A 23998-nucleotide genomic window follows, 5' to 3' on the forward strand; every position below is an offset into this window, starting at 1 on the left:
CCCGCGCGGAGCGACCGAAGATGTTGCGTGCGCGCAACATTGTTACAAAGGGCTGGACGAGGCGGCGGAGCGGGGTAAGACAGGTAGGCAAGACATAAGGGAGTTATCGCCATGGATCGCCGCCTGTTTCTCTCCTCCGCCGGAGCCATTGCCCTCGCCGCCTCCGCCCCGCGCGCGCTGGCGCAGATGGCGGGCAATGACGATGCGCGGCTGTCCGCTGCCTTTGCTGCCATTTTCGAGAAGCAGCTAGACGTGTCGCCCGGCATGGTCACGAGCCTCGGCCTGGACAAGGGCGCGCGCGCCGGGGCGAAGAGCCAGTTGGACGACAATAGCAAGTCGGCGATGATGAAGCGGCTGAGCATGACGCAGGCGGCGATCAAGGAATTGGAGGGCTTCCAATCGGCCAGCCTGTCCGACCCGCAGCGGCTCAATCTGGAGGTGGTCCTCTATTCGCTGGGGCAGCAGACGGTCGCACCGGCCACCTTCGGCCTCAACAGCGCAGTGCGCCCCTATCGCATCTTTCAGCAGGGCGGCAGTTACTTCTCCACCCCTGATTTCCTGAACACCGCGCACACGATCAACAATGCCGCCGACGCGGATGCCTATGTCGCGCGGCTCGACGCTTTTGCCCGCAACCTGCGGACCGATACGGCAGTCCAGCGGGACGAAGCGGCGCGCGGCTATCTCGCGCCCGGCTGGTCGCTCGACCTGACGCTTGCGCAAATGCGCAAGCTGCGCGATCAGCCCGCCGCGTCCAGCTCGATCGTGCAATCGCTGGTCAAGCGGGCTGCGGCCAAGAATGTGGCGGGCGACTGGCAGGGCCAAGCGACGGCTGTTGTCGAAAAGGCCATTTATCCGGCGCTGGACGAGCAGATTGCCGCGATCGAGGCGCTCAAGGGCGGCACGGTCGCGGGCGATGGCATATGGCGCACGCCGCGCGGCGAGGAAATCTATGCCGCCGCGCTCAAGAGCGCGACCACGACCGACCTGACCGCCGACGAAATCCACGCAATGGGCGTGGAGCAGGTCGCCGAGATCAGCGGGCAGCTCGACACGATTCTCAAAGCAGCGGGCTATAGCAAAGGCACGATCGGCGAACGGCTGGCCGCGCTCAATGCCGAGCCGTCGCAGCTTTATCCCGATACCGCGCAGGGCCGCAGCGACCTGATCGCCGCGCTCAACGCCGAAGCCAAGCTGATGCAGGCGAAATTGCCGCAGGCGTTTGCGACCATTCCCGACACGCCGCTGGAAATCCGCGCGGTGCCGGTCGAGATTCAGGATGGGGCGTCGAACGGCTATTATAATCGCGCGGCGCTGGACGGGTCGCGGCCCGCGATCTTCTTCATCAATCTGAAGGCGATCGGCGATTGGCCCAAATATACGCTGCCCGCGCTCAACTATCATGAGGGCGTGCCGGGGCATCATCTGCAGATTTCGACCGCGCAGACCGCCGGCGATATTCCGATGCTGCGCAAGACCGCCTTCATGAGCGCCTATAGCGAAGGCTGGGCGCTCTATGCCGAGCAGTTGTCCGACGAATTGAAGGGCTATGCGACGCCGCTCGACCGGGCGGGCTATCTGCAATCCTTCCTGTTCCGCGCGGCGCGGCTGGTGGTCGATACCGGCATCCATGCCAAGCGGTGGAGCCGTGAACAGGCGACCGCCTATATGGTTGAAAAGACCGGCTTTACTCCTGCCCGCTGCCAGCGCGAGGTGGAGCGTTATTGCACCCAGCCGGGGCAGGCGACCAGCTACAAGGTCGGCCATGGCGTATGGACCAAGGCGCGTGCGGCGGCGCAGGCGGCGATGGGTGATCGCTTCGATATCAAGCAGTTCCACGCCATTCTTGAGGAAGGTGCGATGCCGCTGTCGATGCTGGAGAAGCGCGTGGCGGCGCGGGCGAAGATGGGCGTTTAAAAATACCGTTCGGGCTGAGCCTGTCGAAGCCCCATCCTTCTTCTCAAGAAGGACGGCCCTTCGACAAGCTCAGGGCGAACGGTTCAAAGACGTTCGACGGGCCGCTTATTCATATTCCAGATCCTGATAGCCATCCTCAGCGATGTCGGAGAAGCGGGTGATGCGGGCGTCGAATTTCATGCGGATGCGGCCGGTGGAGCCGTGGCGCTGTTTGGCGACGATCAGTTCGGCGAGGCCGTAAATCTGCTCCATCTGCTGCGCCCATTCGGTATGTTCGGCGCTTTCCTTGTTCCCCGGTTCCTTGGCGGCGATATAATAATCTTCGCGGAATACGAACCAGACCATGTCGGCATCCTGCTCGATCGAGCCGGATTCGCGCAGATCGGAGAGCTGGGGCCGTTTGTCCTCGCGCTGTTCGACGGCGCGGCTGAGCTGCGACAGGGCCAGCACGGGAACATGCAGTTCCTTGGCCAAAGTCTTGAGCCCGCGCGAAATTTCCGAAATTTCGTTCACGCGGTTTTCGTTGCCGCGGCCGCTGCCCTGGAGCAGTTGGAGATAATCGACGACGATGAAGCCCACGTCATGGCGGCGCTTCAGGCGGCGGGCGCGGGTGCGCAGCGCGGCGATGGTGAGGCCGGGCGTATCGTCGATGAACAGCGGCAGTTCCTGCAGCTCGCGCGCGGCGCGGGAGAGATTCTGGAAATCGGCGCGGCTGATCTTGCCCATGCGCAATGCTTCGCCGCTGATCCCCGACTGTTCGGCCAGCACGCGGGTCGCGAGCTGATCGGCGGACATTTCGAGGCTGAAAAAGGCGGTCTTGGCGCCCATATTTTTTTCGGGCGGAATGCCGTCGGCATTATCGCGCAGCCAGCGCGAGGCGGCATTATAGGCGATGTTGGTGGCAAGCGACGTCTTGCCCATGCCCGGACGGCCCGCGAGGATCATGAGATCCGAATTGTGGAGGCCACCGATCTTGGCATTGAGGCTGTTGATGCCGGTCGTGATGCCCGACACATGGCCGCCGCTGTTGAGCGCCCGTTCGGCCACCTGCACGGCGGCGGTCGAAGCGGAGAGGAAGCTCTTGACCGAACCGCTTTCGCCCTCGCCCTCCGAAACCTTGTAAAGCGCGACTTCGGCGGCTTCGATCTGCTCGCGCGGATTGACGTCTTCGCTGGTATCCAGCGCATTTTCAACCAGTTCGCGGCCGACACTGACAAGCTGTCGCAGCAAGGCAAGATCGTAAATCTGCGCCGCGAAGTCGCGCGCGCCGATGAGCGCCGCGCCATTGCCGGTCAATTGCGCAAGATAGGCCGCGCCGCCCAGTTCCTTGAGCGCGGGGTCTTGATCCAACATCGGCTTCAACGTCACCGGGTTGGCGATCATGTCGCGATCGAGCAATTTCATGATCGCGTCATAGATGCGGCCATGGAGCGGCTCGAAGAAATGCTCCGCCTTGATCTTGATCTGGACATCTTCGGCGATGCGATTGTCGATCATCAGCGCGCCCAGCAGCGCGGCTTCGGCTTCGACATTGCGCGGCAGTTCGGTGCCGCCGGCTTCGGCGGCAGTGATTTTCAATAGTTCGACCATGGGCCTCTCATCCTCCGGTCGCGCGCGTCGCGCAAGGGCTGGCGCGCAATCCATCTGTGGATAAGTCCCGCTTGCTTTTCAGCGCGCATCGCCGCACTGACTATGCCCTTCACCATGGCCGATCCGCGCATCATAGACATCAAGCTCGACGAGCGCACGATCCTGTGGCGCAATGCCGATGTCGAGCAGGAACGGCGGATCGCGATCTTCGATCTGCTGGAGGATAATCATTTCGCGCCCCAGCGGGTCCATGCGGACGGCTATATGGGGCCTTACAAGGTGGTGCTGCGCGTCGAGGACGGGCGGCTGGTGATCGAGATTAATCGCGAGGATGACAGCGCGCTCGAAGCCATCATCCTGGGCCTTGGGCGGTTCCGGCGGCCGATCCGCGAATATTTCGCGATCTGCGACAGCTATTATCAGGCGATCAGCAATGCGTCGCCACAGCAGATCGAGACGGTGGACATGGCCCGGCGCGGCATCCACAATGATGCAGCGGAGATGCTGATCGAACGGCTGGAGGGTAAGATCGCGGTCGATTTCGATACGGCGCGGCGGCTGTTCACGCTGATCTGCGTGCTGCATATCAAGGGGTAGGAACGATTTCGCGGCTGACTTTGGGGGGGCTGCTGGTCCGCGTGGGCGTGGGACTGGCGATTGTCGCGCTACTGGCACTGGCGCTGTGGCTCTATGCGCGCAGTTGGGCGCCCGCGCGGGACCAATATCCGGTGCAGGGCGTGACGATCAGCGCCGATAATGGCGTGGTGGAATGGGACACGCTGGCAGCGCAGGGGGCGGACTTCGCCTATATCCGCGCAGCGCGGGGTGCGGCCGGGCGCGATCCGGCGTTCGCGGCGAACTGGCGCGCGGCGCGGACGGCGGGCCTGCGTTATGGGGCGATGCTCGACTATAGCCTGTGTCGGCTGGCGAGCGATCAGGCGACCCGCTTCGTGACGACGGTGCCGCGCGACAATGCCGCGCTGCCCCCGGTGATCCGGCTGGCGTTCGACAAGAGTTGCACCGCGCGACCGGGGCGCGACCTTGTGCTGTCGGAACTCAATACCTTGGTCAATCTGGTCGAAAGCCATGCGGGCAAGACCGTGCTGCTCAACGTCACCGAGGATTTCGACAAGCTGTACGATGTGGGTTCGGGCATCAACCGCACGCTATGGCTCGATGGCAATTTCTTTCCGCCCGATTATGCGACGCGGCCCTGGGTGATGTGGACAGCCAGCGACATGCGGCATATCGACGGCGTCAACGGGCCGGTGAGATGGGATGTGGTGGCACCATGAGCGAAACGGAAGACCAGGTAACGTTGCTGATCGCCGCCGCGCGCGGGGCGATGGTCCATGCCCATGCGCCCTATAGCCGTTTTGCGGTGGGGGCGGCGGTGCGGTTGACCGATGGCAGCATTATGACCGGCTGCAATTTCGAGAATGCGAGCTATGGCCTGTCGCTCTGTGCCGAGACGGTGGCGCTGGCGACCGTCAATGCGCAGGGTCGCTTTGCCGATGTCGCCGCGATCGCGGTGGTCGGCGGGGCGATGGACGCGGCCGAGGAAGCCATGGTCACACCCTGTGGCCGGTGCCGCCAAGTGATGAACGAGGCCGAACAGATGGCGGGGCGGGCCATTGCCATCTATTGCGCCACGCCGTCGGGCAGCCGCATTACCGAGCATCGCATCGCCGATCTTCTTCCCCACGCCTTCGGCCCCGCCGATCTGGGCATCACCCCCATCAGGAAAAGCTGAAAAGACCATCATGGCCATTCTTTCCGACAAATGGATCCGCGACAAAGCGCTTTCGACCGGCATGATCGAGCCGTTCGTGGAGAGCCAGAAGCGCGACGGCTGCATCAGTTACGGCCTGTCCTCCTATGGCTATGACGCGCGGGTGGCGGACGAGTTCAAGATCTTCACCAATATCGACAGCACCATCGTCGACCCCAAGAATTTCGACACCAACAGTTTTGTCGATCGCAAGACCGACTGCTGCATCATTCCGCCCAACAGCTTCGCGCTGGCGCGGACGGTCGAATATTTCCGTGTGCCGCGCGACGTGCTGGTGATCTGCCTCGGCAAATCCACCTATGCGCGATGCGGCATCATCGTGAATGTGACTCCGCTGGAGCCGGGCTGGGAGGGGCATGTGACGCTGGAATTTTCCAACACCACCCCCCTCCCCGCCAAAATCTACGCCAATGAAGGCGCATGCCAATTCCTGTTCCTTCAAGGCAATGAGCCGTGCGAGGTCAGCTATGCCGACCGGGCGGGCAAATATATGGGGCAGCAGGGCGTGACATTGCCCAAGCTGTAACGCTGTGCGAGACGTAGCGTCATGAGTTGGTGGCGCAGATGGTTAGGGTGCAAGGTCGCGCCAGCGGCGGGACGAGCACCCAGCGTGGGCGCGGATCGCCGTGTCTATGCGATCGGCGACGTGCATGGTCGGATGGACCTGCTCGACACGCTGCTCGACATGATCGCGCAGGACGATGCGAGCCGTGGGGCCGCGAAGCTGACCCTCATCTTTCTGGGCGACCTGATGGACCGGGGCGGTGACTCGCGCGCGGTGATCGAGCGGGTCATGGCGCTGATCAGATCAGGCGGCGACGTGCGCTGCCTGCAGGGCAATCATGAGGAATTGTTCATCGCCGCCGCGCGGGGCGACATAAGGGTGATGCCGACCTTCCGGCGCATGGGTGGCGAACAGACGCTGGAAAGCTATGGCCTTGGTCCGGGTCGATTTCCGGTGATGAGCGACGCGGAGATTGCCGAGTGGATGCTGCATCATGTGCCGCGCGACCATGTCGATTTTCTCGACGCGCTGCCTGACTGGACGGAGGTGGGCGATTATCTGTTCGTCCATGCCGGTATCCGCCCCGGCGTCGCGATCGAGGCGCAGAAATCGTCCGATCTGCGCTGGATTCGCCGTGATTTCCTGAACCATGACACGCCGCATTCGCATATGATCGTCCATGGCCACAGCATCACGCCGGAAGTGGACGAACAGCATAATCGGATCGGCATCGATACCGGCGCCTATCGCAGTGGGCGGCTAACCGCCTTGGGGCTGCAAGGCACGGCGCGCTGGACGTTGCAGACCGTGGCATGATCCGCCCTGGTGAGCGGATATGAAAAAGACCGGCAATCCAAAGTATTGCCGGTCTTTTTCAGGATCGATCCATGGCGTGAAGCGTCAGGCGACCTTGGCTTCTTCTTCGATCACTTCGTCCGGGTCGCGCAGCACATAGCCGCGGCCCCAGACCGTCTCGATATAATTGTCGCCGCTGCAGGCCAGCGCCAGCTTCTTGCGCAGCTTGCAGATGAAGACGTCGATGATCTTGAGTTCCGGTTCGTCCATCCCGCCATAGAGATGGTTGAGGAACATTTCCTTGGTGAGCGTCGTGCCCTTGCGGAGCGACAGCAGCTCCAGCATCGCATATTCCTTGCCGGTCAGGTGCACGCGGTTGCCGTCCACTTCGACCGTCTTGGCGTCGAGATTGACCGACAGCTTGCCGGTGCGGATGACCGATTGCGAATGGCCTTTTGACCGGCGCACCACGGCATGGATGCGGGCGATCAGTTCTTCGCGATGGAAGGGCTTGGTCACATAATCATCGGCCCCGAAGCCGAAGGAGCGGACCTTGCTGTCTATTTCGGCGACACCCGACAGGATCAGCACCGGCGTCTGCACCTTGGCAGCCCGCAACTTCTTCAGCACGTCATAGCCGTGCATGTCGGGCAGGTTCAGGTCGAGACAAATGATGTCATAATCATAGAGCTTGCCCAGATCGAGGCCTTCTTCGCCCAAATCGGTGGTATAGACGTTGAAGCCTTCGGTCGTGAGCATCAGCTCGATCGCCTTGGCCGTCGTCGGTTCGTCCTCAATCAGCAGCACGCGCATGTGAAGCCCCTTTGCGTCGCAGGTCCGTTCACCCCACCAGAACGGCTTCTGTCCCAATTCATTAACCAAAAAACTTCTGAACGACAAAGGTTAATTTTTGGCTAACCGGCAGAAATCCACGAGTCGCAGAAATACGAATCCGTTTACAAAGGGTTGAAGCCGAAACGACCGGCCACGAGTCAAGATATAGCCGTGCGCGAAACGAGGTTCAGCAGGCGTGGTGCCGGGTGATGAAATCCAGCAAAGCCTCTACCCGCGCGGGCCGCAACCGCGATGGCGGCGTGACCAGGTGCAGCCCGAAGGGTGCCGGACGCCAATCCACCAATATTTCCTCCAACTCGCCTGCCGCCAGCGCGTCGCCGACGATGAAGTCGGGAAGTCGGGCAATGCCCACCCCCAGCCGCAACGCAGGCAGCATCGCTTCACCGCTGTTGACGGTGATGCGCGAGCGGACCTGCACCACGACATTCTGCTGCCCCGGCCCGGCGAAGCGCCACACGTCGGGCGTCGTCACGTTGGAATAGCAGAGGCAGTCGTGCTCCCCCAGGTCGGAGGGATGCTGTGGCCGCCCCCGCGCATCCAGATAGGCGCGCGACGCGACCAGGTGCAGCGTGACATCGGCCAGGCGTCGTGCCCGCAGGGAACTGTCGGGCATGTCGGCAATGCGGATCGTGGCATCCAGCCCCATTTCGACAATATCGATATGCGCGTCCGACAAGTGCAGATCGACATCGACCAGCGGATGGGTCTTGGTGAATTCCGCAACTAGCGGCGCGATGCGGAGCAGGCCGAAGGTCATCGGCGCGCCCAATCGCACGACGCCGGACAGCTCCGCCGTTTCGTCGCGCGCCGCTTCCTCCGCCGCCTGCCCTTCGGCCATGATGCGATGGGCATGATCGGCCAGCCGCTTGCCGCTCTCGGTCAAGGCCAGGCGACGGCTGGTGCGGTTGAACAGGCTGGTGTCGAGATGTTCCTCCAGCCGCGTCACCGCCTTGGACACGGTCGCCTTGGATACGCTGAGTGCCTTGGCCGCGTCGGTGAAGCTGCGATGTTCGACCACGGCGGCGAACATCGCCCAGGCCTCAAAATCCGGTAATCGCATAGGGAAACAATCCGTTTCGATGCTGCTTGTTTCAGAAACGATACTGATGACTAGATTGGCGGAAAGCAAGCCGGAACCTCCGGCGCTTGGTCAAAAGGCACCCGAACTATTGAGTTCGAAACCGAAAGGCAGAGCATATGAACACGACCACAGCGAGCCGCATCGAGCGCCGCCCCTTCGCCTCACTCGGCCATGCCAATCATGGCTGGCTGAATGCGCGCCATCATTTTTCCTTCGCCGATTATCATGACGAAGACCGCATGCACTGGGGCGCGATCCGGGTTTGGAATGATGATGAGATCGGCCCGCGTTCGGGCTTTCCGCCGCACCCCCATGCCGACATGGAAATCATTACCTATGTCCGCACCGGCGCGATCACCCACCAGGACAGCCTGGGTAATAAAGGCCGCACGGAGGCGGGCGATGTTCAGGTGATGTCGGCGGGCACGGGTATCCGCCATGCCGAATATAATCTGGAGGATGAAACCACCACCCTCTTCCAGATCTGGGTCATTCCACGCGCACGGGGCGGCAGTCCAAGCTGGGGGGCAAAGCCCTTCCCGCGTGGTGATCGCTCCGGCAAGCTGGTCGTGCTGGCCAGCGGCTATGACGAGGATAAGGAAGCGCTGCGCATCCGCGCCGATGCCCGCTTGCTGGGCGGAACGATCAAGGCCGGGACGAGCGTGACCTATGACAGTGCGGAGGGTCGTCACCTTTATCTCGTCCCGGCGACGGGTCGGATCGAGATAGACGGACAGACGTTCGAAGCACGGGACGGCGCGGCCATCATCGGCGGCCAGCCCATCACCATCACGGCCCATGAGGACGCCGAAATCGTCCTGGTGGACAGCCTGTAACTTTGGTCGATCCGTTCCTTCCCTTCTGGACGGATCTGCCCGCCGCCCGCGCCTCTCCCCTCCCTCGCGCGGGCGGCACCCCTTCAATCCCCTCATGTAAGGAGACGCATCATGGCTAAGGTTCTGGTTCTCTATTATTCTTCCTATGGTCATATCGAAACGATGGCGAAGGCCATGGCCGAGGGCGCAGCCGCTGCCGGCGCGCAGGTCGATATCAAGCGCGTGCCCGAAACCGCGCCGCTGGAAGTCGCCAAGAATGCGCATTTCAAGCTGGATCAGGAGGCACCGGTCGCGACCGTTGCCGAACTGGCAGAGTATGACGCGATCATCATCGGCACCGGTACGCGCTTTGGCCGTATCTCCAGCCAGATGGCCGCATTCCTCGACCAGGCGGGCGGCCTGTGGGCGCGCGGTGCGCTTAATGGCAAGGTCGGCGGTGCCTTCACCTCGACCGCCAGCCAGCATGGCGGGCAGGAAACGACGCTATTTTCGATCATCACCAACCTGCTGCATTTCGGCATGACGATCGTGGGCCTCGACTATGGGTTCCAGGGCCAGATGGGCGTGGACAAGGTGCGCGGCGGATCGCCCTATGGCGCGACGACGCTGGCCGATGGCGACGGCAGCCGCCAGCCGAGCGAAGAAGAACTGGACGGCGCGCGCTATCAGGGCCGTCGCATCGCGGAAACCGCGATCAAGCTGCACGGTTGATCGCCGACCGCGCCGTCTAGATGGCGCGGCTTACCGAGCCTTTGGGTCGTACTAAGGCTAAGGCATGCCGCAGGGGTCGATGCATTGGGACTGTGCATCGACCCCTTTTGCGTTCTGCTATAGCAGCCAGCGGGTTGCGCGTGGGGACAGGCGGATGAGCCGGTCGATCGCGAAGGGTGCGAACAGGGCCAGCACGAGCAGGGCCCCTTTGCTAAGATAAGGCGACATATAGTGAATGATGGCGACGTGAAGATACATGATCGTCAGCGACGCCCGGCCTATGGCCGCCAGTGGCCCAGCAACAGGTGCGACCTGCGTGGATAGGCGGAACAAAAGCAGGGCCGTCGCTACCGCTGCGGCAATCGACAGCATAGGCCAGCCATAATCGGCCGCCTTCATATTGAGTGTCGGGAACAGGCCGACAAGGCCCGCAGCCGCCAGCAACCCTAGCGGCAACACCATCCAGCGCCGCCAGCCGATACGCGGCCAGATCGCCCCGACCCATAGCAAAATGAAGGCCATCGGCACGGTGAGCAGGCCAAATGGCGAGGCCTGCGTCCATTGGCCCACGCCGTAAGCCAGCAACAGCACCGGCGGCACGATCAGCGCCCAGCGCCGGTCGAACGGATCAGGCCAGCGGCATAGCAGGGCATTGAAGGCGATCCGCGCCATCAGCAGACAGGGTACGAACCAGAATATCGTATAAGGCCCGCGCAACCAGTTGCCGCCGAGCAGTATGAGCATGATGTCCTGCGGCCATTGGTGGAAGATCGGCTGATTGCCCTTGAGCGGCTCGATGATCTGGTCGGCTAAGATCAGGAACAGCAGAAACAGGGCATAGGGTCGCATCTGGCCGACAATCTGGCGCGTTGTGAAGCGCCCGATCGGCTGCGGGCGCGAGAGCATGCCCGATAGCAGGAAGAAGAGCGGCATGTGAAAGCTGTACATGGCATCATGCACCGGCCCGCGCGTCCACACATGACCGACCACGACGGCGATGATGCCGATGCCGCGTGCGACATCCACCCAGTCCAGCCGACCCGGCGATGGTGTCGCTGCACCCCCGCTATTTTCCCCACTATGTTCCATCGGCCCCACCGCCTATAGGAAGCGACGCGCGCGTCAATTCCACACCCCTTGCTGCCCCGATCGGATTTCTCTTTTGTCCCTGCTTACCGACCATGTTCTTTTCATCGATGGCGAAGCCCTCATTCTCGACAAGCCCGCCGGGCTGCCGGTCGATGCGCCGCGTGACGGGTCGATTGCGCTGGAAAATCATCTTCAGTCGCTGACCTTCGGCTTTCAGCGCTGGCCGCTGCCGGTCCACCGGCTCGACCGTGACACCAGCGGCTGCCTGCTGCTGGCGCGCAACCCCAAGGCGCATAAGCGCTTCGCCCAGGCGTTCGAGGCCGGCACCGTCGCCAAACGCTATGTTGCGGTGATCGAGGGCGTGCCGGCGGAGGAAAGCGGCCTCATCGAACTGGCGCTCAAGAAGGTCAGCACCGCCGAGGAAGGCTGGCGCATGATCCCGGCCAAGGCGGGCAAGGTCGCCATCACCGAATGGCGCAAGATTGCCGAGAAGGACGGCCGGTCGCTGATCGCCTTCACGCCGCGCACCGGGCGCACCCACCAGATCCGCGTCCATGCGCTGCATGGGCTGGGCTTTCCGATCGTCGGCGATCCGGTCTATGGCGAGGGCGGCGTGCCGATGCTGCTCCACAGCCGGTTCCTGAGCATCGCGCGCGGCGAGAAGCCTGCGGCGGAGGCGACGGCCCCTCTGCCCGCGACCTTTGCCGCCGCCGGTTTCGGCCCGGAGTTGCTGGACGATGCCGGGATTTGAGATTCCCGATGATGCGCTGGAAGAGCGCTTCATCACCGGGGGCGGTCCGGGCGGGCAGAATGTCAACAAGGTCGCAACGACGGTGCAGTTGCGCGTCGACCTGTTCCGGCTCGGCCTGCCGCCCCATGCCTATCGCAAGATCAAGGAACTGGCCGGATCACGGCTGACATCGGGCAATCAGATCGTCATCCAGGCGTCACGCTTCCGCACCCAGGAAGCCAATCGCCAGGATGCGCGCGAGCGGCTGGCCGAGATGATCGCCAAGGCCCACCAGCGCGAGGCCCGCCGTATCGCGACCAAGCCCGGCAAAGCCGCCAAGGCGCGGCGGGTGGATTCCAAAAAAGCGCGCAGCACGGTCAAGCAGGGACGCGGCAAAGTGTCGATGGATTGAGCCACGTTTAAACAACGGCTTTTTGTTGGAGAAAGCCCCATATTTTCCTGACCGATCGATTGGCGATTTTTGCCCGCGCGCCTATATCCGCCCCATGTATGACTTCGCCCCCACTGACGCCGCCGACAAGGCGACCCTTTATGCCGACCTGCTGTCCGCCGCCGATGCGTTGACAGGGGGCGAGCCGGACTCCGTGGCCAATATGGCCAATGTTTCTGCGCTGTTGTGGCAGTTTCTGCCGGACCTGAACTGGGCGGGGTTTTATCGGTTGGTCGGTGACGAACTGGTGCTGGGGCCGTTTCAGGGCAAGCCCGCCTGCATCCGCATTCCGATGGGTCGGGGTGTATGCGGCGCGGCGGCGGCGACGGGGGAGACGCAATTGGTGGAGGATGTCCACGCTTTTCCCGGCCATATCGCCTGCGACGCGGCCAGCGCGTCGGAAATCGTCGTGCCGATCGTGCGCGACGGGCGGGTGGTCGGCGTGCTGGATCTCGACAGCCCCAAGCCCGCGCGGTTCGACTCGGATGATGCTGCCGGGCTGGAAGCGCTGATCGCGGTGATCGGTGCGCGGGTCGGTTGACGGGTTAACCGTTTTTCCCATGCCTGGCGCGCGTTCCGACCCGTTTCGGGACAGGAATCCAGCGTCCCGCTGATGGATAGCGGCGGATCATCATGCTAAACGGAGCGTTAGCATTTTGATCTGCGCGCGCGCCTTCGCGTGCCGGACAACAGGGAGCGTTAACCATGCGGATATCCGGCCTTTTCCTTTTGAGCGCAACCGTCGCGCTTGCGGGCGCGGGCAGCCCGGCGCTGGCCGGTACGCCTAACCAGCCCGGCACCCACACAGTCCGTACTGGCAATCATTGGAATGGCGGCCAGCGTTGGGGCCAGCGCCATAACGGCCGCTGGGTGGCGGGATGGCGCGCACCTGGTGGCTGGAACGGCTATCGTCGGCCAGTCTATGGCTATGTCCTGCCGCGATATTGGATCAGCCCGACCTATTATATCGCTAATTACGGTGCCTATGGCCTGCCCGCCCCGGCCTATGGCTATGGCTGGTCGCGCTATTATGACGATGCGGTGATGACCGATCGCTATGGCCGAGTCTATGACAGCCGCAGCAACATCGACTGGGATCGCTACGAAGGCGGCTATGGTCCCGACAACGGCACTTATGACGATCGTCGCCGCGACAATGGCGTGGGTGGTGCCGCGATCGGAGCGGTGGTTGGCGGAGTCGCGGGCAATCGCATTGCCGGGCGGGGCAATCGCACGGCTGGGACGTTGATCGGCGCTGGAGTTGGCGCGGTCGCTGGCATGGCGATCGACAAGGCCGAGGATGCGCCGCGCCGCAACGCCCCGCCGCCGCCCCGTCGTCACGGTGCAAGCTATGACGATGGCTATGGCTATGCCGACGACAGCGTGACCAGCAGCAACGAATATGAGGGGCGCTGGACCGGCACCTGGACCACCGAAGATGGTCGCCGCACCACCGGCACCTATGAAGGCCGGTTCGAAGGCGATGTCCGGGGTGCGGGCGTGGATTATGACGCGCCAGCCTATGCCGGTGCGCCGCATTGGTCGCATGGTGGCGCGCCCATGGGCGGTCATGGCGGTTATGTTTCGGGCGGCTATTATTATCCCGCGCCGGTCGTGACCACGGTGACGGTGCAGCCCGTCATGACCACGACGACCACGACCAGCTATGTCACGGAAACCGTGCCGGTGCGCCGGTCCACGCGGCGCACACGCCGGTCCTGCGCCTGCTGATGACGCATCGGGGGCGGTGAGTACCGCCCCCCTGCCGATAGCTATTTGCGGAAGATGGCTGCCAGTTCGACCGGCAAGGGCGGTTCATCGCGCGCGACCACGCCGCGAATCGCCTCGACCTGCTCGTCAGGATCGAAACGGGTCCAGCCGCTCCGCGTTAGCTTTTCGAGCGGGCGGTAGCGGACCTTATATTGCATCCGCTGCGACCCCTCGACCCAATAGCCCAGATACACATAGGGCAGGCCCGCTGTGCCTGCGCGCAGGATATGGTCGAGGATAATGAAATTGCCGAGGCCCGGCCGATAATCGATTTCGGTATCGAAGAAGCTGTAGATCATCGACAGGCCATCGCCCTGCCGGTCGGTCAGGCAGGCACCGACCAGTTTGCCGACGCGCCCATCGACGCCGGGCTCGCGATATTCGATGATATGGCTGTCGACCGGGGTCTGTTCGACCATGTCGGCAAAGTCCATTTCATCCATTTCGGTCATGCCGCCGCCCGGATGCCGGGCGCTCAGATAGCGCTGGAGCAGAGCGAACTGTTCTTCTGTGGACCAGGGCTTGCAGGCGGTGACAACCAAGTCGCTGTTGCGGCGGATGAGCTTGCGCTGGGTCGCGTTGGGCTTGAATTCATTGGCGACCACCCGGACCGAGACGCAGGCCGTGCAGTCGGCGCAACTGGGGCGATAGGCGACATTCTGGCTGCGGCGAAAACCGATGCGGCCCAGCGCGTCATTGAGTTCGGCAGCGTTGTCGCCGCTCAATTCCGTGAATACCTTGCGCTCGCTCCTTCCCGGCAAATAGGGACAGGGCGAGGGGTTGGTCACGAAAAAGCGGGGGAAACGGAAAGGTGCGGTCACGCGCCTCTGTCCTGTTTATCGCTGTGCCGGAAATGGGTCATGCGCAGACTATGCCGACCCCATGCGCGCGTGAAAAGGGCGTTTACCACGAAATATTAACAAAAGGTTGCAGCCCGTCAGGCAACCTCGATCGGCGCGACCTCATAGCCCGCTTCGCCAAGCGCGGCGATCAACCGCTGAAGATGGGCGCGATCGCGCGTCTCGCACTCGACGTCGAGGCTCAAGCCCTTGGCCGGCAGGTTGGTGAAGATGCGCTGATGCGCCAGTTCGAGGATGTTGACCGCTTCCTGATCGAAGATGCGGGCGACATGGAACAGCGCGCCGGGCCGATCCTGCAGGATGATGCGCAGCCGCGCGAGCCGTCCCGACCGGGCGAGATCGCGCAGCAGGACGTTAGCGAGCAGCCGGGTGTCGATATTGCCGCCGGTCAGCACGAGGCCGACATTGCGCCCGACAAATTGTTCGCGATAGGTCAGCAGCGCGGCGAGCCCCGCAGCCCCTGCCCCTTCGACCACGGTCTTTTCGATCTGCAGCAACAGGCTGAGCGCTTCTTCCAGTCGCCGTTCGGTGACCAGCAGCATGTCGTCCGCCAGCCGTTCGACCACAAGACGGGTGTTGTCGCCGGGCTGCTTGACCGCGATCCCCTCCGCCAGCGTATCGCCGTCGCAGGGCAGATGCTCGCCCTTGATATAGTCGTACATCGACGGATAGAGTTCCGCCTGCACGCCGATCAGGCGGATGTCGGGCTTCATCGCGCGCGCGGCGGTCGCCATGCCGGAAAACAGGCCGCCGCCGCCGATCGGGATGATCAGCGTGTCGATTTCCGGCGCATCCTCCAGCATTTCGAGTGCAACGGTGCCCTGCCCCGCCATGATGTCCGGCTCGTCGAAGGGATGGATGAAGGTCAGTCCCTGTTCGACTTCCAGCAAGCGCGCATGAGCATAGGCGTCATCGAACTTCTCACCATATTGCACGACCGTCGCCCCATGGCCGCGGGTCTGCGTCACCTTGATGATCGGGGTGGTCAGCGGCATGACGATGGTCACGGGGACGCCCAGCCGCTTGCCATGATAAGCGAGGCCTTGCGCATGGTTGCCCGCCGATGCCGCGATCACGCCCTTGGTCTTGGATGCCTCGTCCAGTTGCAGCAGGCGGTTGAGCGCGCCGCGCTCCTTATAGGCGGCGGTGAACTGGAGATTTTCGAATTTCAGATACACGTTGCAGCCGAGCATCTGCGAGAGCGTCTGGCTGATCAGCGTCGGCGTCTTGACGATCGCACCGGCAATGCGGGTGCGCGCGGCAAGCACGTCATCGACGGTGATGGGCAGCGGCGGGGCGCTCTCGATCTTGGCAAGCGTGTTCATATGGTCGCGCCCTAACGCAAAATTGCGGTGGAAGAAACTGGCACTGTCGGAAAACTGCCCCTATGGCTGGTCGCCACGCACTTATCCTACGAGGCATATGGCTAACATCGCGTTTATCGGCCTGGGCGTCATGGGCGGCCCGGTTGCAGGACATCTGGCGAAGGCCGGGCACAGCCTGACCGTTTACAACCGTTCCATCGGCAAGGCGAAAAGCTGGGCCGAAGCCTATGGCGGGACGGTCGCGACCAGCCCGGCCAAGGCGGCGGAAGAGGCCGAGATCGTGATCAGTTGTGTCGGCACCGACGATGACCTGTCCCAAGTGACACTGGGCCGTGAAGGCGCATTCCGCACGATGAAGCCGGGCAGCCTGTTCATCGACCACACTACCGTTTCCGCGCGGATCGCCCGGCAATTGTTCGTCGAAGGCGAAAGCCGGGGCATCCATAGCGTCGATGCGCCGGTGTCCGGCGGACAGGCCGGGGCCGAGAATGGCCGGTTGTCGATCATGTGCGGCGGCACGGAACCCGCCGTGACCGCCGCGAAGATCGTGATGCAGGCCTATGCCGCGCGGATCGCCCATGTCGGCGGCGCGGGCGCTGGGCAAACGACCAAGATGGTGAACCAAATCTGCATCGCGGGCGTATTGCAGGGCCTGGCGGAAGCGATGCGTTTTGCGCAGGCGGCCGAACTCGACCTCGACACCGTGTTCGAGGCGATTTCGGGCGGCGCGGCGCAAAGCTGGCAGATGGATAATCGATGGAAGACGATGGCGCAGGACAGTTTCGATTTCGGCTTTGCGGTGGATTGGATGCGCAAGGATCTGGGGCTGGCGCTGGAAGAGGCGCGGGCGAATGGCGCAACGCTGCCGGTGACGGCGATGGTCGATCAATTCTACGCCGATGTGCAGGCAATGGGTGGCCATCGGCAGGATACCAGCGCGCTGGTGCGACGGATTATCAAGGCGTGAATATTGCCCCAACGTCCGTTCGGGCTGAGCTTGTCGAAGCCTCTTTTCTGTCTGCACCTCGCTCGAAGAAAGGAAGGCCCTTCGACAGGCTCAGGGCGAACGGATTTGGGGTGTTGGGTCTGGGGCTGATTGCCGCCCTCCCCTTCCCTGCGCTCGCGTCCGGCGTCATCGACAATGTGAATGGCATTGCGGTCGATCCCACTGGCAAGGTCGTGCGTTTCGGCGCGCTGCTGATTGATGATGAGGGCAAGGTCGAGAGACTGATTCCGGGCCGCTATCAGGAACCGGAATATAAGAAGCCCAAGAAACCGAAGCGTGGCCAGCCCTGGCCGCAGCCGCCCAAGGGGCTGTCGTTCAAGCTGGATGCGGGCGGCAAGACGCTGGTCCCAGGCATGATCGACGCGCATGGCCATGTCATGAGCCTTGGCCTGTCGCTCATAACGCTGGACCTGTCGGACACACGATCGCTGGAAGAGGCGCAGGCGAAGATCCGCGCCTATGCGCAAGCCAGTCCGGGGCGCAAATGGATCATCGGGACGGGCTGGAACCAGGAACAATGGGGCTTGGGCCGCTTTCCGACGGCAGCCGACCTGGACGCAGCGGTCGGTGATATTCCGGTATGGCTCTCACGTGTCGATGGCCATGCGGGCTGGGCCAATAGCGCGGCGATCCGCGCTGCGGGCGTGACGGCCGCGACCAAATCGCCCATCGGGGGCCGAATCGAGATGGCGGCGGGCAAACCTGCGGGCGTGTTCGTGGATCAGGCGATGGCGCTGATCGAGAAGGTCGTGCCTGCGCCTGCGCCCAAGGATCGCGACATCGCGCTGGAAAAGGCGCAGCGCGCTTTGCTGGCGATGGGCGTCACTGGCATTGCCGATATGGGCACGAGCATCGAGGATTGGCAGGCCTTTCGCCGCTCGGCCGATCGCGGGGCGTTGCGCGTGCGGATCATAGCCTATGCGGCAGGTCTCGATAATATGACGCTCATCGCCGGGCCGGAGCCGACGCAATGGCTTTATGACGACCGGCTGCGGCTGGGCGGGATCAAGCTGGTGCTGGACGGGGCGCTGGGATCGCGCGGCGCGTGGCTGAAGGCCGATTATGCCGATGCGCCGGGGCAACGCGGGCTGCCGATGATATCGGCGACGCAATTGCGCAATGTGATGAGCCGTGCGGCGATGGACAATTTCCAGATCGCTACCCATGCGATCGGCGATGCGGCCAATAGCGAAATATTGGATGCGATCCAGGAATTGTCGGAAACCTATAAGGGCGACCGGCGCTGGCGGATCGAACATGCCCAGATCGTCAGCCCGGCCGATCTGCCGCGCTTTGCCCAGTTCGGCATCGTCGCGTCGATGCAGCCGGTGCATGAAGCGTCCGACTGGCGCATGGCGACGACCCGTATGGGCGAAGCGCGTCTGGGCGGAGCCTATGCGTGGAAGGCGATGCTCGACAATCGCGTGCCTTTGGCCTTCGGATCGGATGTGCCGGTGGAGAGCCCCAACCCCTTTGCCGGTATCGCGGTCGCCATGAGCCGCGAGGATGCCAAGGGCGAACCGATGGGCGGGTGGATGCCGACGCAGCGGGTCGGGTTCGACGCGGCGCTCGACGGCTTTACGCGCCAGGCGGCCTTTGCCGGTTTTGCCGAAAAGCGGTTCGGCAGTCTGGTGCCGGGACAGCGCGCCGACTTCCTGCTGATCGACCGGGATATTTCCACGGCACGGCCTGCGGACATTCGGGGGACGCAGGTGCTGGAGACGTGGATCGGTGGCAAGCGGGTGCATGTGAAGGGGCAATAAGCCCTTTCACATGGCGTTGCCGGCGGCGTTCAGCGCGTCTTCGAAGGTTTCAGGCAGCGGCGGCTGGACCGGCTTGTCGCAGCCCGCTTCCTTCATATGCGCGCGCAGCGTGTCCATGCGGCTGAGGTTCCAGCGGGCGAGCGGCACGCCCAGCGGGCGAAATTCGGCGCGGTCGAACAGCTCGACGACGTAAGATTTGCACAGTTCATCAACCTGATCGAGCGTCAGCATGCCCAAGTTCATGACCATGGGCTTGCCCGGCACGCCATTGCGGCCGCGCACCAGATCCGTGACGTAGAGTCCGCCGCGCGGATCGATCAGCACGACATCGGCCTGGCTCGAATCGATCAGCCGATGGCTGGCGGCGTAGGGGGCGACGAAGGCGTGGGTGCGCCAGACGAGGAAAATGCTGCCCAGCGCGGTGATGCACAGGCCGATGAGCAACGGGCGCAGCGCGTCTTGCGGGCGGAACCGCGCCCAGCCGAGACCTGCGAGCAGGCAGAACGGCCCAATGAAGCCATGGGCATAGCGGAAGCCCCAGCCATAGCCCTGCGCCAGTGCCAGCATGCAGCCCGCGAGGCATCCAAGCGCCAGCGGCAGCGCGATCTCCTGCCCCCGGATCATGCTGCGCCAGCGCATCGCAGCCATGCCCAGCACCGCAAGCGGCACCATCAAGATGTCGTTCCAGGCGATGTAGCGGCTCAAATTGACGAGCGGTTGCCAGCGGTCGCCGAGCCGCTGGAACAGGCTGCCGACCTTGTCGGCGACTCCGGCGGACGGCCGCACATCGGCGGGGGCGCCCAGCGCGTGGAGTAGAAATTCGGGCCAGAGCTTGGCCCAGACGATGACGATCGCCACCAGCGTCAGCGCGTGGAAGGCCGCGACGGTCCAGCGGCGGGCGAGCAGCATCCACAGGATGAAGGGCGCGATGAACAGCGGCGGGAAATGCCATTGGTGCAGGCCCGCCGCGACCAATGCGACGACGCCTGCGCTGCCATGGCCGATCACCCCGCCGCGCAGCACCAGCGCGAGCCAGATCATGTTGAGCGCGAAATGGCCGGTCATGGCATAGGGCGTCATCGCCGTGATCCAGAGCTGGCTGGACGAACAGCCAAGCAGCACCGTGACCCACACCGCATCGGGGCGATCGGGCATCAAGCGTAGCGCCACGCGCCAAAGCGCAAGCAGCCCGACCATCAGCAGCACCGGCCCTGCCAGATTGGGATCGCCCAATTGCCAGAACAAGGCCTGGATCGCGCTGTTCACCGGCAGATAGGCCGCAGTCCAATAATCCGCCGCGCCGAAGGGGGAGAAGAATTCGGGCATGATCGCCCGGCGATAGGGTTCCCATTCGACCGGGATCGGCCGGGCGAACAGCCCTTCGCGCATATAGGCGGCGGCGAAGCGGGCGACTTCCTCGTCACGGGAAATGGCGTAATTTTGGAACAGGGCGTAGTGGCCTGCCCAGGCCGCTAGCCCCATAAGCAGGACAAGAGGCACGATGATGCGCGCGGTCGGGCGTGGCAGGCGGATGCCCTTCCCCTCCGCAAAGGGTGCGGCCAGCGCCAGCAGCAACAGCGAGCCGAGGAGGAGCGGAAAATCCTGATCGAGGAACAGGATGACCGGTAGGCTGATCCCCTGCCGCCAGGTGACATGCCAGACGAAGGTGGCACCCAACCAGAGCGTCAGCCCGATCGCGCCGGCCAGGAACAGGCGGCGCGCGCTCACGAAGCTGGTCGCCCCGCCGCCGGTCACGCCGCGACCAATGTCCGGTTGACGAAGATGCCGTCCATTTCGACCAGCAGCGGGAAATGGCCCTTATTATTGGCGAAGAAGGCGGACGGCACGAAAGCGCGGGCTTCGAGCCAGTCGATCATCGCGCGATAGCCGGTGCCCCCTTCATAAATGGGACGGACGCCGAGTTCGGTCTGGATGCCCAGCATCTGTGCCAGCGCATCGCCCGCGCCTTCGCACACCGACAGGTCATGGCCCTGCGTGTCCATCTTCAGGAAGGGGCGGGTAAAGCCATGCTGCGCCTTTAGATCAGGCAACACAGAGTCGAGGCGGCGGCATTGCATTTCGACCGTTTTGGTCACCTTGTTGCGATCGGCGAAGATGGCATCCTGCTCGCCCGACGGTGCTTTGAGCGAGGAGAATTGATCGGCGGCCATGATGTTGAAGCTGGCGGTGCCGTCGAAGTCGGAGAGCGCCATGTTGAAGACATGCCAGTGGCGGTCGGACGCGGCGTGGCGCTGTAGCTCGGCGAACACGTCCGGGTTCGGCTCGAAGGAGAGGATCAGCCCCTTATAGCCCGCATCCTTGCGCAGCATCGTCGCATATTGGCCGCGATTGGCACCCACGTCGAACAGGCAATCGACGGCAAAGGTCGTCAGGAAGCGCCGGAGCGCCTGGATTTCGGGATATTGATGCACCCGCCCGGCCAGCGCCAGACGCGCGGCTAGCCTGCGGTCGGACAATTCGCGCCAATAGCGGTTCATGCGCGCGCGGCCAGCACGGTTTGATAGATGTTCATCGTCGCCACCGCCATGTCGTTCCAGCTTCCCATATCATCTCCATAGGCGCGCGCCGCCGCGCCCTGTGCCTGCCTGATGGCGGCGCTTTGCACCAACGGCAAGAGCGCTGCGGCCAAAGCGGGGACATTCCCCGCCGCCGCCCGGATCGCTACGCCGTCCGGCAATTGCCCGAACATGCCCGCATCCGACGTGACCATCGCCTTGCCATGATGCAGCGCAGAGAGGAAGGCACCGCTCGAATCGATGTGGCGATAGGGAAAGACCATGATGTCGGCGCGGGCCATATGCGCGTCGAGGCGGCCTTCGGTCAGGAAGCCGAAATCGGTGAGCAGCCGGTCGGCAAAGCCTGCTTGCGCTACCTGCGCCAGGAGCGGCGCGATGTCCATGAAGGGCTTGCCCGCCAGCATCAGATCGAAATCATGGTCAGCGCGCCAGAGCGAGAGGCAGGCGTCTATCGCGAGGTCTACGCCCTTATAGGGGCGGATCGTGCCGAAGAAGAGCAGGCGGGGTTTCGTGGAGGCGGGTACGGCGGCCAGGTCGGCGGCGCTGGCGGCTGCCAGCCGCATCGGCGGGTGCGGGGTGATGTGGATGCGGGCGCGGTCGATGCCCTGCGCGATGAGGGCGGCGCGGGTGGTGTCGCCATGGACGATCAGTGCATCCATGCCGTCAAGCAGCGCGCGGTAGCCCCGGCCCTGCAGCCCGGCATCGGCATGATAGGCGTCGGCATTATGGACGGTGTGGACCAAAGCAGTGCGCCCTTTGAGTCGCTTCAACATCAGACGGTCTGCGGGGGCGAGAGGGAGCCATTGGATATGGCCCACATCGGCGGCAAGGAGCGGCGTGAGGTCGCCCAGCGCGCAAGTCAGGCCATATTCTGCGGCCTTTGCCAGGCGAAAGGCACGGCCTTCGCCCAGGCGGTCGCGCAGCGCTTCGCTGCGGCGGAAGAAATGGGGGGCGTAGGCATAGTTCTGCGGCACGATCGCATCGGTGGCGCGCATGGGGCGGCCGAGCAGCGTGACGTCCGCACCCTGCCCCGCTAGCGCCGCGCAGAGGCTGTCGTCATAGCGCCCAGTGAAGAGCGACGGGTCAAGCATCGCGACCTTCATGCCCGCGCCAGCCTTTGGAGCGAGATGAGATGCAGGATGGCCGCGCCGGCGAGCGTCAGCGTGTAGAGACCCAGGAAGGTGAGGTCGAAGCCTTGGGGTGTCAGCGCCAGGGCCAAGGGCGCGCTGGCGAGCGATCCGGCGAGGAAGGGCAAGGAGCGATGCAGCAGGGTCGAGAAGCGGCCGAGCGCGCCCTGCACATAGACCGAGACACAGATGATCGTGAGCGCCGCCAAGGCCGCGACGATTAGGGCGAGTTCCGTCCGGTCGATCGTGGCACGACCGTCGAACAGCGTGGCGAACAGCCAGTCGCCGACGCCCAGCAACAGCGACGACAGCAGGACGGCAAAGACCAGCCCTGCGCCGAGCGAGCGGGCGAGCAACTGGCGCAGCCTTGCGCGGTCCCCGGCATGATAGGCGCGGGTGATGCGCGGCAAGGCGGCCTCCACGACGGCGCGGACCAGCATCGACAGGGCGCGCGACATTTTGAAGAAGAAGTCGAAGATTAGCATCGGGCGGGCGTCGGACGTGGCTATGGCGATGGTAAAATAGGGCGCATTATAGGCGATGATGTCGGAGACGGTGAAGGCCGCTGACGCGCCTATGTCGCGCAGATAATGGGCGCGGACATGACCGCCGCCGACGCGGAAGGCGAACCAGTGGCGCGCGCCCATCCCCAGTCGCCGGTGGACATGGGCGATAGCCCAGCCGATGACGAGCAGGCTGACCGCCAGTTGCAGCGCGATCGACAGGCGCGGGTCCATGCCCAGGAGGATGGCGAGCAGCAGCGTGATCGTCAGCACCCGCCGTCCGCAATCGAGCGCTTCCCAGAGGAAATTGCCGTCCACTGCCGCCAGCGCCCGCTTGGCCAGCAAGGCAGGCAGGTTGAGGCAGGCGGACAGGAAGAAGAGCAGGAACAGCAGCGGCATCGCCGTATCGAACCAGCCGAGCGTCAGCGCCCCGATCAGGATCGCCGTCCCGCCCAGCATGATGAGGCCAAGGAACAGGAACAGCACCCCCATTTCCTCCAGCCGGAAACCGCCATCCGCCTGATCCCCACCCAGCCAGTGCCGCCGCAACCGGGCGTAGATGATGCTGGTCAGGCCGAACTCAGCCGAAATGGTGAAGTTGCCGAACGCGACCAGCAGCAGGAACGCCTGAAATTCGGCCAGCGGCAACACGCGGACGAAGACGAAGGTGACGGCAAAGCCCCAGATCAGCACGAGGCCGACATTGGCGAGCTTGACCAGTGCGAGGATGCGGGCGGATGCCTCCATCCGCGCGA

The 23998-nt window shown here is 63.8% G+C and carries 24 protein-coding genes; 14 read left to right on the forward strand and 10 right to left on the reverse strand.

Annotation, left to right across the window (positions count from 1 at the left end):
• Positions 1–111 precede the first annotated feature (111 nt).
• Positions 112–1917, forward strand: coding sequence for a DUF885 domain-containing protein (locus tag ACZ2HM_RS05925; protein ID WP_470426487.1), 1806 nt, complete (start codon positions 112–114; stop codon positions 1915–1917).
• Between the two features lie 105 nt (positions 1918–2022).
• Here the strand turns inward: ACZ2HM_RS05925 and ACZ2HM_RS05930 are convergent, their stop codons facing one another.
• Positions 2023–3507: a replicative DNA helicase gene (locus tag ACZ2HM_RS05930; protein ID WP_037476023.1), complete on the reverse strand. Its 1485-nt coding sequence runs from the start codon at positions 3505–3507 to the stop codon at positions 2023–2025.
• A gap of 114 nt (positions 3508–3621) precedes the next feature.
• Here ACZ2HM_RS05930 and ACZ2HM_RS05935 point away from each other — a divergent pair, with 114 nt between their 5' ends.
• Genes ACZ2HM_RS05935 through ACZ2HM_RS05955 form a run of 5 tightly spaced genes read left to right on the forward strand, consistent with a single transcriptional unit; the run spans position 3622 to position 6620 of the window.
• Positions 3622–4104 (forward strand): UPF0262 family protein, encoded by a 483-nt coding sequence (locus tag ACZ2HM_RS05935; RefSeq protein ID WP_037478539.1) that lies wholly within the window; start codon positions 3622–3624, stop codon positions 4102–4104.
• A 29-nt stretch (positions 4105–4133) separates the two neighbouring features.
• On the forward strand, positions 4134–4802 hold the full coding sequence (locus ACZ2HM_RS05940) for a GH25 family lysozyme (protein WP_470426803.1): 669 nt from the start codon (positions 4134–4136) through the stop codon (positions 4800–4802).
• Positions 4799–5260: a cytidine deaminase gene (locus tag ACZ2HM_RS05945; RefSeq protein ID WP_470426488.1), complete on the forward strand. Its 462-nt coding sequence runs from the start codon at positions 4799–4801 to the stop codon at positions 5258–5260. Before ACZ2HM_RS05940 ends, ACZ2HM_RS05945 begins: the two co-directional genes overlap by 4 nt.
• A gap of 10 nt (positions 5261–5270) precedes the next feature.
• The gene (dcd, locus tag ACZ2HM_RS05950) at positions 5271–5825 is read left to right on the forward strand and encodes a dCTP deaminase (RefSeq protein WP_069066552.1); all 555 of its coding nucleotides are present in this window, start codon (positions 5271–5273) and stop codon (positions 5823–5825) included.
• A gap of 21 nt (positions 5826–5846) precedes the next feature.
• Positions 5847–6620, forward strand: coding sequence for a metallophosphoesterase family protein (locus ACZ2HM_RS05955; protein WP_470426489.1), 774 nt, complete (start codon positions 5847–5849; stop codon positions 6618–6620).
• Between the two features lie 84 nt (positions 6621–6704).
• Here ACZ2HM_RS05955 and ctrA read toward each other — a convergent pair whose 3' ends face one another.
• Positions 6705–7412 carry a response regulator transcription factor CtrA gene (ctrA, locus tag ACZ2HM_RS05960; protein WP_037476016.1) on the reverse strand — a complete coding sequence of 236 codons (708 nt, stop codon included), beginning with the start codon at positions 7410–7412 and terminating at the stop codon, positions 6705–6707.
• A gap of 208 nt (positions 7413–7620) precedes the next feature.
• Positions 7621–8514, reverse strand: coding sequence for a LysR family transcriptional regulator (locus tag ACZ2HM_RS05965; protein WP_037476014.1), 894 nt, complete (start codon positions 8512–8514; stop codon positions 7621–7623).
• A 137-nt stretch (positions 8515–8651) separates the two neighbouring features.
• On the opposite strand from ACZ2HM_RS05965, the gene ACZ2HM_RS05970 reads away from it, so the two are divergent.
• Both ACZ2HM_RS05970 and wrbA read left to right on the forward strand, forming a co-directional pair.
• Positions 8652–9371: a pirin family protein gene (locus ACZ2HM_RS05970; RefSeq protein ID WP_037476012.1), complete on the forward strand. Its 720-nt coding sequence runs from the start codon at positions 8652–8654 to the stop codon at positions 9369–9371.
• A 111-nt stretch (positions 9372–9482) separates the two neighbouring features.
• The gene (wrbA, locus tag ACZ2HM_RS05975) at positions 9483–10082 is read left to right on the forward strand and encodes an NAD(P)H:quinone oxidoreductase (protein ID WP_037476010.1); all 600 of its coding nucleotides are present in this window, start codon (positions 9483–9485) and stop codon (positions 10080–10082) included.
• A 117-nt stretch (positions 10083–10199) separates the two neighbouring features.
• Here the strand turns inward: wrbA and ACZ2HM_RS05980 are convergent, their stop codons facing one another.
• Positions 10200–11171, reverse strand: a complete 972-nt coding sequence (locus ACZ2HM_RS05980) for an acyltransferase family protein (protein ID WP_037476008.1) — start codon at positions 11169–11171, stop codon at positions 10200–10202.
• A gap of 73 nt (positions 11172–11244) precedes the next feature.
• Here ACZ2HM_RS05980 and ACZ2HM_RS05985 point away from each other — a divergent pair, with 73 nt between their 5' ends.
• From ACZ2HM_RS05985 to ACZ2HM_RS06000, 4 genes are all read left to right on the forward strand, one after another.
• Positions 11245–11922: an RluA family pseudouridine synthase gene (locus ACZ2HM_RS05985; RefSeq protein ID WP_037476006.1), complete on the forward strand. Its 678-nt coding sequence runs from the start codon at positions 11245–11247 to the stop codon at positions 11920–11922.
• Positions 11909–12313: an alternative ribosome rescue aminoacyl-tRNA hydrolase ArfB gene (gene arfB / locus ACZ2HM_RS05990; RefSeq protein ID WP_470426490.1), complete on the forward strand. Its 405-nt coding sequence runs from the start codon at positions 11909–11911 to the stop codon at positions 12311–12313. The genes ACZ2HM_RS05985 and arfB overlap by 14 nt, the downstream gene beginning before the upstream one ends.
• A gap of 94 nt (positions 12314–12407) precedes the next feature.
• Entirely contained in the window at positions 12408–12893 is a 486-nt protein-coding gene (locus ACZ2HM_RS05995) for a GAF domain-containing protein (protein WP_037479325.1), read from the forward strand.
• 164 nt (positions 12894–13057) lie between these two features.
• Positions 13058–14083 carry an RcnB family protein gene (locus ACZ2HM_RS06000; protein WP_470426491.1) on the forward strand — a complete coding sequence of 342 codons (1026 nt, stop codon included), beginning with the start codon at positions 13058–13060 and terminating at the stop codon, positions 14081–14083.
• A 41-nt stretch (positions 14084–14124) separates the two neighbouring features.
• On the opposite strand, the gene ACZ2HM_RS06005 is transcribed toward ACZ2HM_RS06000, so the two are convergent.
• Together ACZ2HM_RS06005 and ACZ2HM_RS06010 are read right to left on the reverse strand one after the other, a co-directional pair.
• Positions 14125–14943, reverse strand: coding sequence for an arginyltransferase (locus ACZ2HM_RS06005; protein ID WP_470426492.1), 819 nt, complete (start codon positions 14941–14943; stop codon positions 14125–14127).
• Positions 14944–15059: 116 nt separating this feature from the next.
• Entirely contained in the window at positions 15060–16307 is a 1248-nt protein-coding gene (locus ACZ2HM_RS06010) for a threonine ammonia-lyase (protein ID WP_037477672.1), read from the reverse strand.
• A gap of 97 nt (positions 16308–16404) precedes the next feature.
• On the opposite strand from ACZ2HM_RS06010, the gene ACZ2HM_RS06015 reads away from it, so the two are divergent.
• Positions 16405–17274 carry an NAD(P)-dependent oxidoreductase gene (locus ACZ2HM_RS06015; protein WP_470426493.1) on the forward strand — a complete coding sequence of 290 codons (870 nt, stop codon included), beginning with the start codon at positions 16405–16407 and terminating at the stop codon, positions 17272–17274.
• Positions 17275–17384: 110 nt separating this feature from the next.
• Positions 17385–19076 carry an amidohydrolase gene (locus tag ACZ2HM_RS06020; RefSeq protein WP_443211249.1) on the forward strand — a complete coding sequence of 564 codons (1692 nt, stop codon included), beginning with the start codon at positions 17385–17387 and terminating at the stop codon, positions 19074–19076.
• Between the two features lie 6 nt (positions 19077–19082).
• On the opposite strand, the gene ACZ2HM_RS06025 is transcribed toward ACZ2HM_RS06020, so the two are convergent.
• The 4 genes from ACZ2HM_RS06025 to ACZ2HM_RS06040 are packed head-to-tail and all read right to left on the reverse strand — an operon-like array spanning position 19083 to position 23990.
• Positions 19083–20831 carry an MFS transporter gene (locus ACZ2HM_RS06025; RefSeq protein WP_470426494.1) on the reverse strand — a complete coding sequence of 583 codons (1749 nt, stop codon included), beginning with the start codon at positions 20829–20831 and terminating at the stop codon, positions 19083–19085.
• The gene (locus ACZ2HM_RS06030; RefSeq protein WP_037476651.1) at positions 20828–21574 is read right to left on the reverse strand and encodes an FkbM family methyltransferase; all 747 of its coding nucleotides are present in this window, start codon (positions 21572–21574) and stop codon (positions 20828–20830) included. The genes ACZ2HM_RS06025 and ACZ2HM_RS06030 overlap by 4 nt, the downstream gene beginning before the upstream one ends.
• On the reverse strand, positions 21571–22716 hold the full coding sequence (locus ACZ2HM_RS06035; RefSeq protein WP_470426495.1) for a glycosyltransferase family 4 protein: 1146 nt from the start codon (positions 22714–22716) through the stop codon (positions 21571–21573). Before ACZ2HM_RS06035 ends, ACZ2HM_RS06030 begins: the two co-directional genes overlap by 4 nt.
• Positions 22713–23990 carry a hypothetical protein gene (locus ACZ2HM_RS06040; RefSeq protein WP_470426804.1) on the reverse strand — a complete coding sequence of 426 codons (1278 nt, stop codon included), beginning with the start codon at positions 23988–23990 and terminating at the stop codon, positions 22713–22715. Before ACZ2HM_RS06040 ends, ACZ2HM_RS06035 begins: the two co-directional genes overlap by 4 nt.
• Positions 23991–23998 lie beyond the last annotated feature (8 nt).

Source organism: Sphingobium sp. KKT206, assembly GCF_055640555.1.

Excerpts from the sequence above, each read along its gene's own strand:
- wrbA (WP_037476010.1), top strand. The coding sequence starts at position 9,483 with ATGGCTAAGGTTCTGGTTCTCTATTATTCTTCCTATGGTCATATCGAA.
- ACZ2HM_RS05970 (WP_037476012.1), top strand. The coding sequence starts at position 8,652 with ATGAACACGACCACAGCGAGCCGCATCGAGCGCCGCCCCTTCGCCTCA.
- arfB (WP_470426490.1), top strand. The coding sequence starts at position 11,909 with ATGCCGGGATTTGAGATTCCCGATGATGCGCTGGAAGAGCGCTTCATC.
- ACZ2HM_RS05980 (WP_037476008.1), bottom strand. The coding sequence starts at position 11,171 with ATGGAACATAGTGGGGAAAATAGCGGGGGTGCAGCGACACCATCGCCG.
- ACZ2HM_RS05925 (WP_470426487.1), top strand. The coding sequence starts at position 112 with ATGGATCGCCGCCTGTTTCTCTCCTCCGCCGGAGCCATTGCCCTCGCC.
- ACZ2HM_RS06000 (WP_470426491.1), top strand. The coding sequence starts at position 13,058 with ATGCGGATATCCGGCCTTTTCCTTTTGAGCGCAACCGTCGCGCTTGCG.
- ACZ2HM_RS05965 (WP_037476014.1), bottom strand. The coding sequence starts at position 8,514 with ATGCGATTACCGGATTTTGAGGCCTGGGCGATGTTCGCCGCCGTGGTC.
- ACZ2HM_RS06040 (WP_470426804.1), bottom strand. The coding sequence starts at position 23,990 with ATGGAGGCATCCGCCCGCATCCTCGCACTGGTCAAGCTCGCCAATGTC.
- ACZ2HM_RS06035 (WP_470426495.1), bottom strand. The coding sequence starts at position 22,716 with ATGAAGGTCGCGATGCTTGACCCGTCGCTCTTCACTGGGCGCTATGAC.
- ACZ2HM_RS05930 (WP_037476023.1), bottom strand. The coding sequence starts at position 3,507 with ATGGTCGAACTATTGAAAATCACTGCCGCCGAAGCCGGCGGCACCGAA.
- ACZ2HM_RS05995 (WP_037479325.1), top strand. The coding sequence starts at position 12,408 with ATGTATGACTTCGCCCCCACTGACGCCGCCGACAAGGCGACCCTTTAT.
- ACZ2HM_RS05945 (WP_470426488.1), top strand. The coding sequence starts at position 4,799 with ATGAGCGAAACGGAAGACCAGGTAACGTTGCTGATCGCCGCCGCGCGC.
- dcd (WP_069066552.1), top strand. The coding sequence starts at position 5,271 with ATGGCCATTCTTTCCGACAAATGGATCCGCGACAAAGCGCTTTCGACC.
- ctrA (WP_037476016.1), bottom strand. The coding sequence starts at position 7,412 with ATGCGCGTGCTGCTGATTGAGGACGAACCGACGACGGCCAAGGCGATC.
- ACZ2HM_RS06010 (WP_037477672.1), bottom strand. The coding sequence starts at position 16,307 with ATGAACACGCTTGCCAAGATCGAGAGCGCCCCGCCGCTGCCCATCACC.
- ACZ2HM_RS05935 (WP_037478539.1), top strand. The coding sequence starts at position 3,622 with ATGGCCGATCCGCGCATCATAGACATCAAGCTCGACGAGCGCACGATC.
- ACZ2HM_RS06015 (WP_470426493.1), top strand. The coding sequence starts at position 16,405 with ATGGCTAACATCGCGTTTATCGGCCTGGGCGTCATGGGCGGCCCGGTT.
- ACZ2HM_RS05955 (WP_470426489.1), top strand. The coding sequence starts at position 5,847 with ATGAGTTGGTGGCGCAGATGGTTAGGGTGCAAGGTCGCGCCAGCGGCG.
- ACZ2HM_RS06030 (WP_037476651.1), bottom strand. The coding sequence starts at position 21,574 with ATGAACCGCTATTGGCGCGAATTGTCCGACCGCAGGCTAGCCGCGCGT.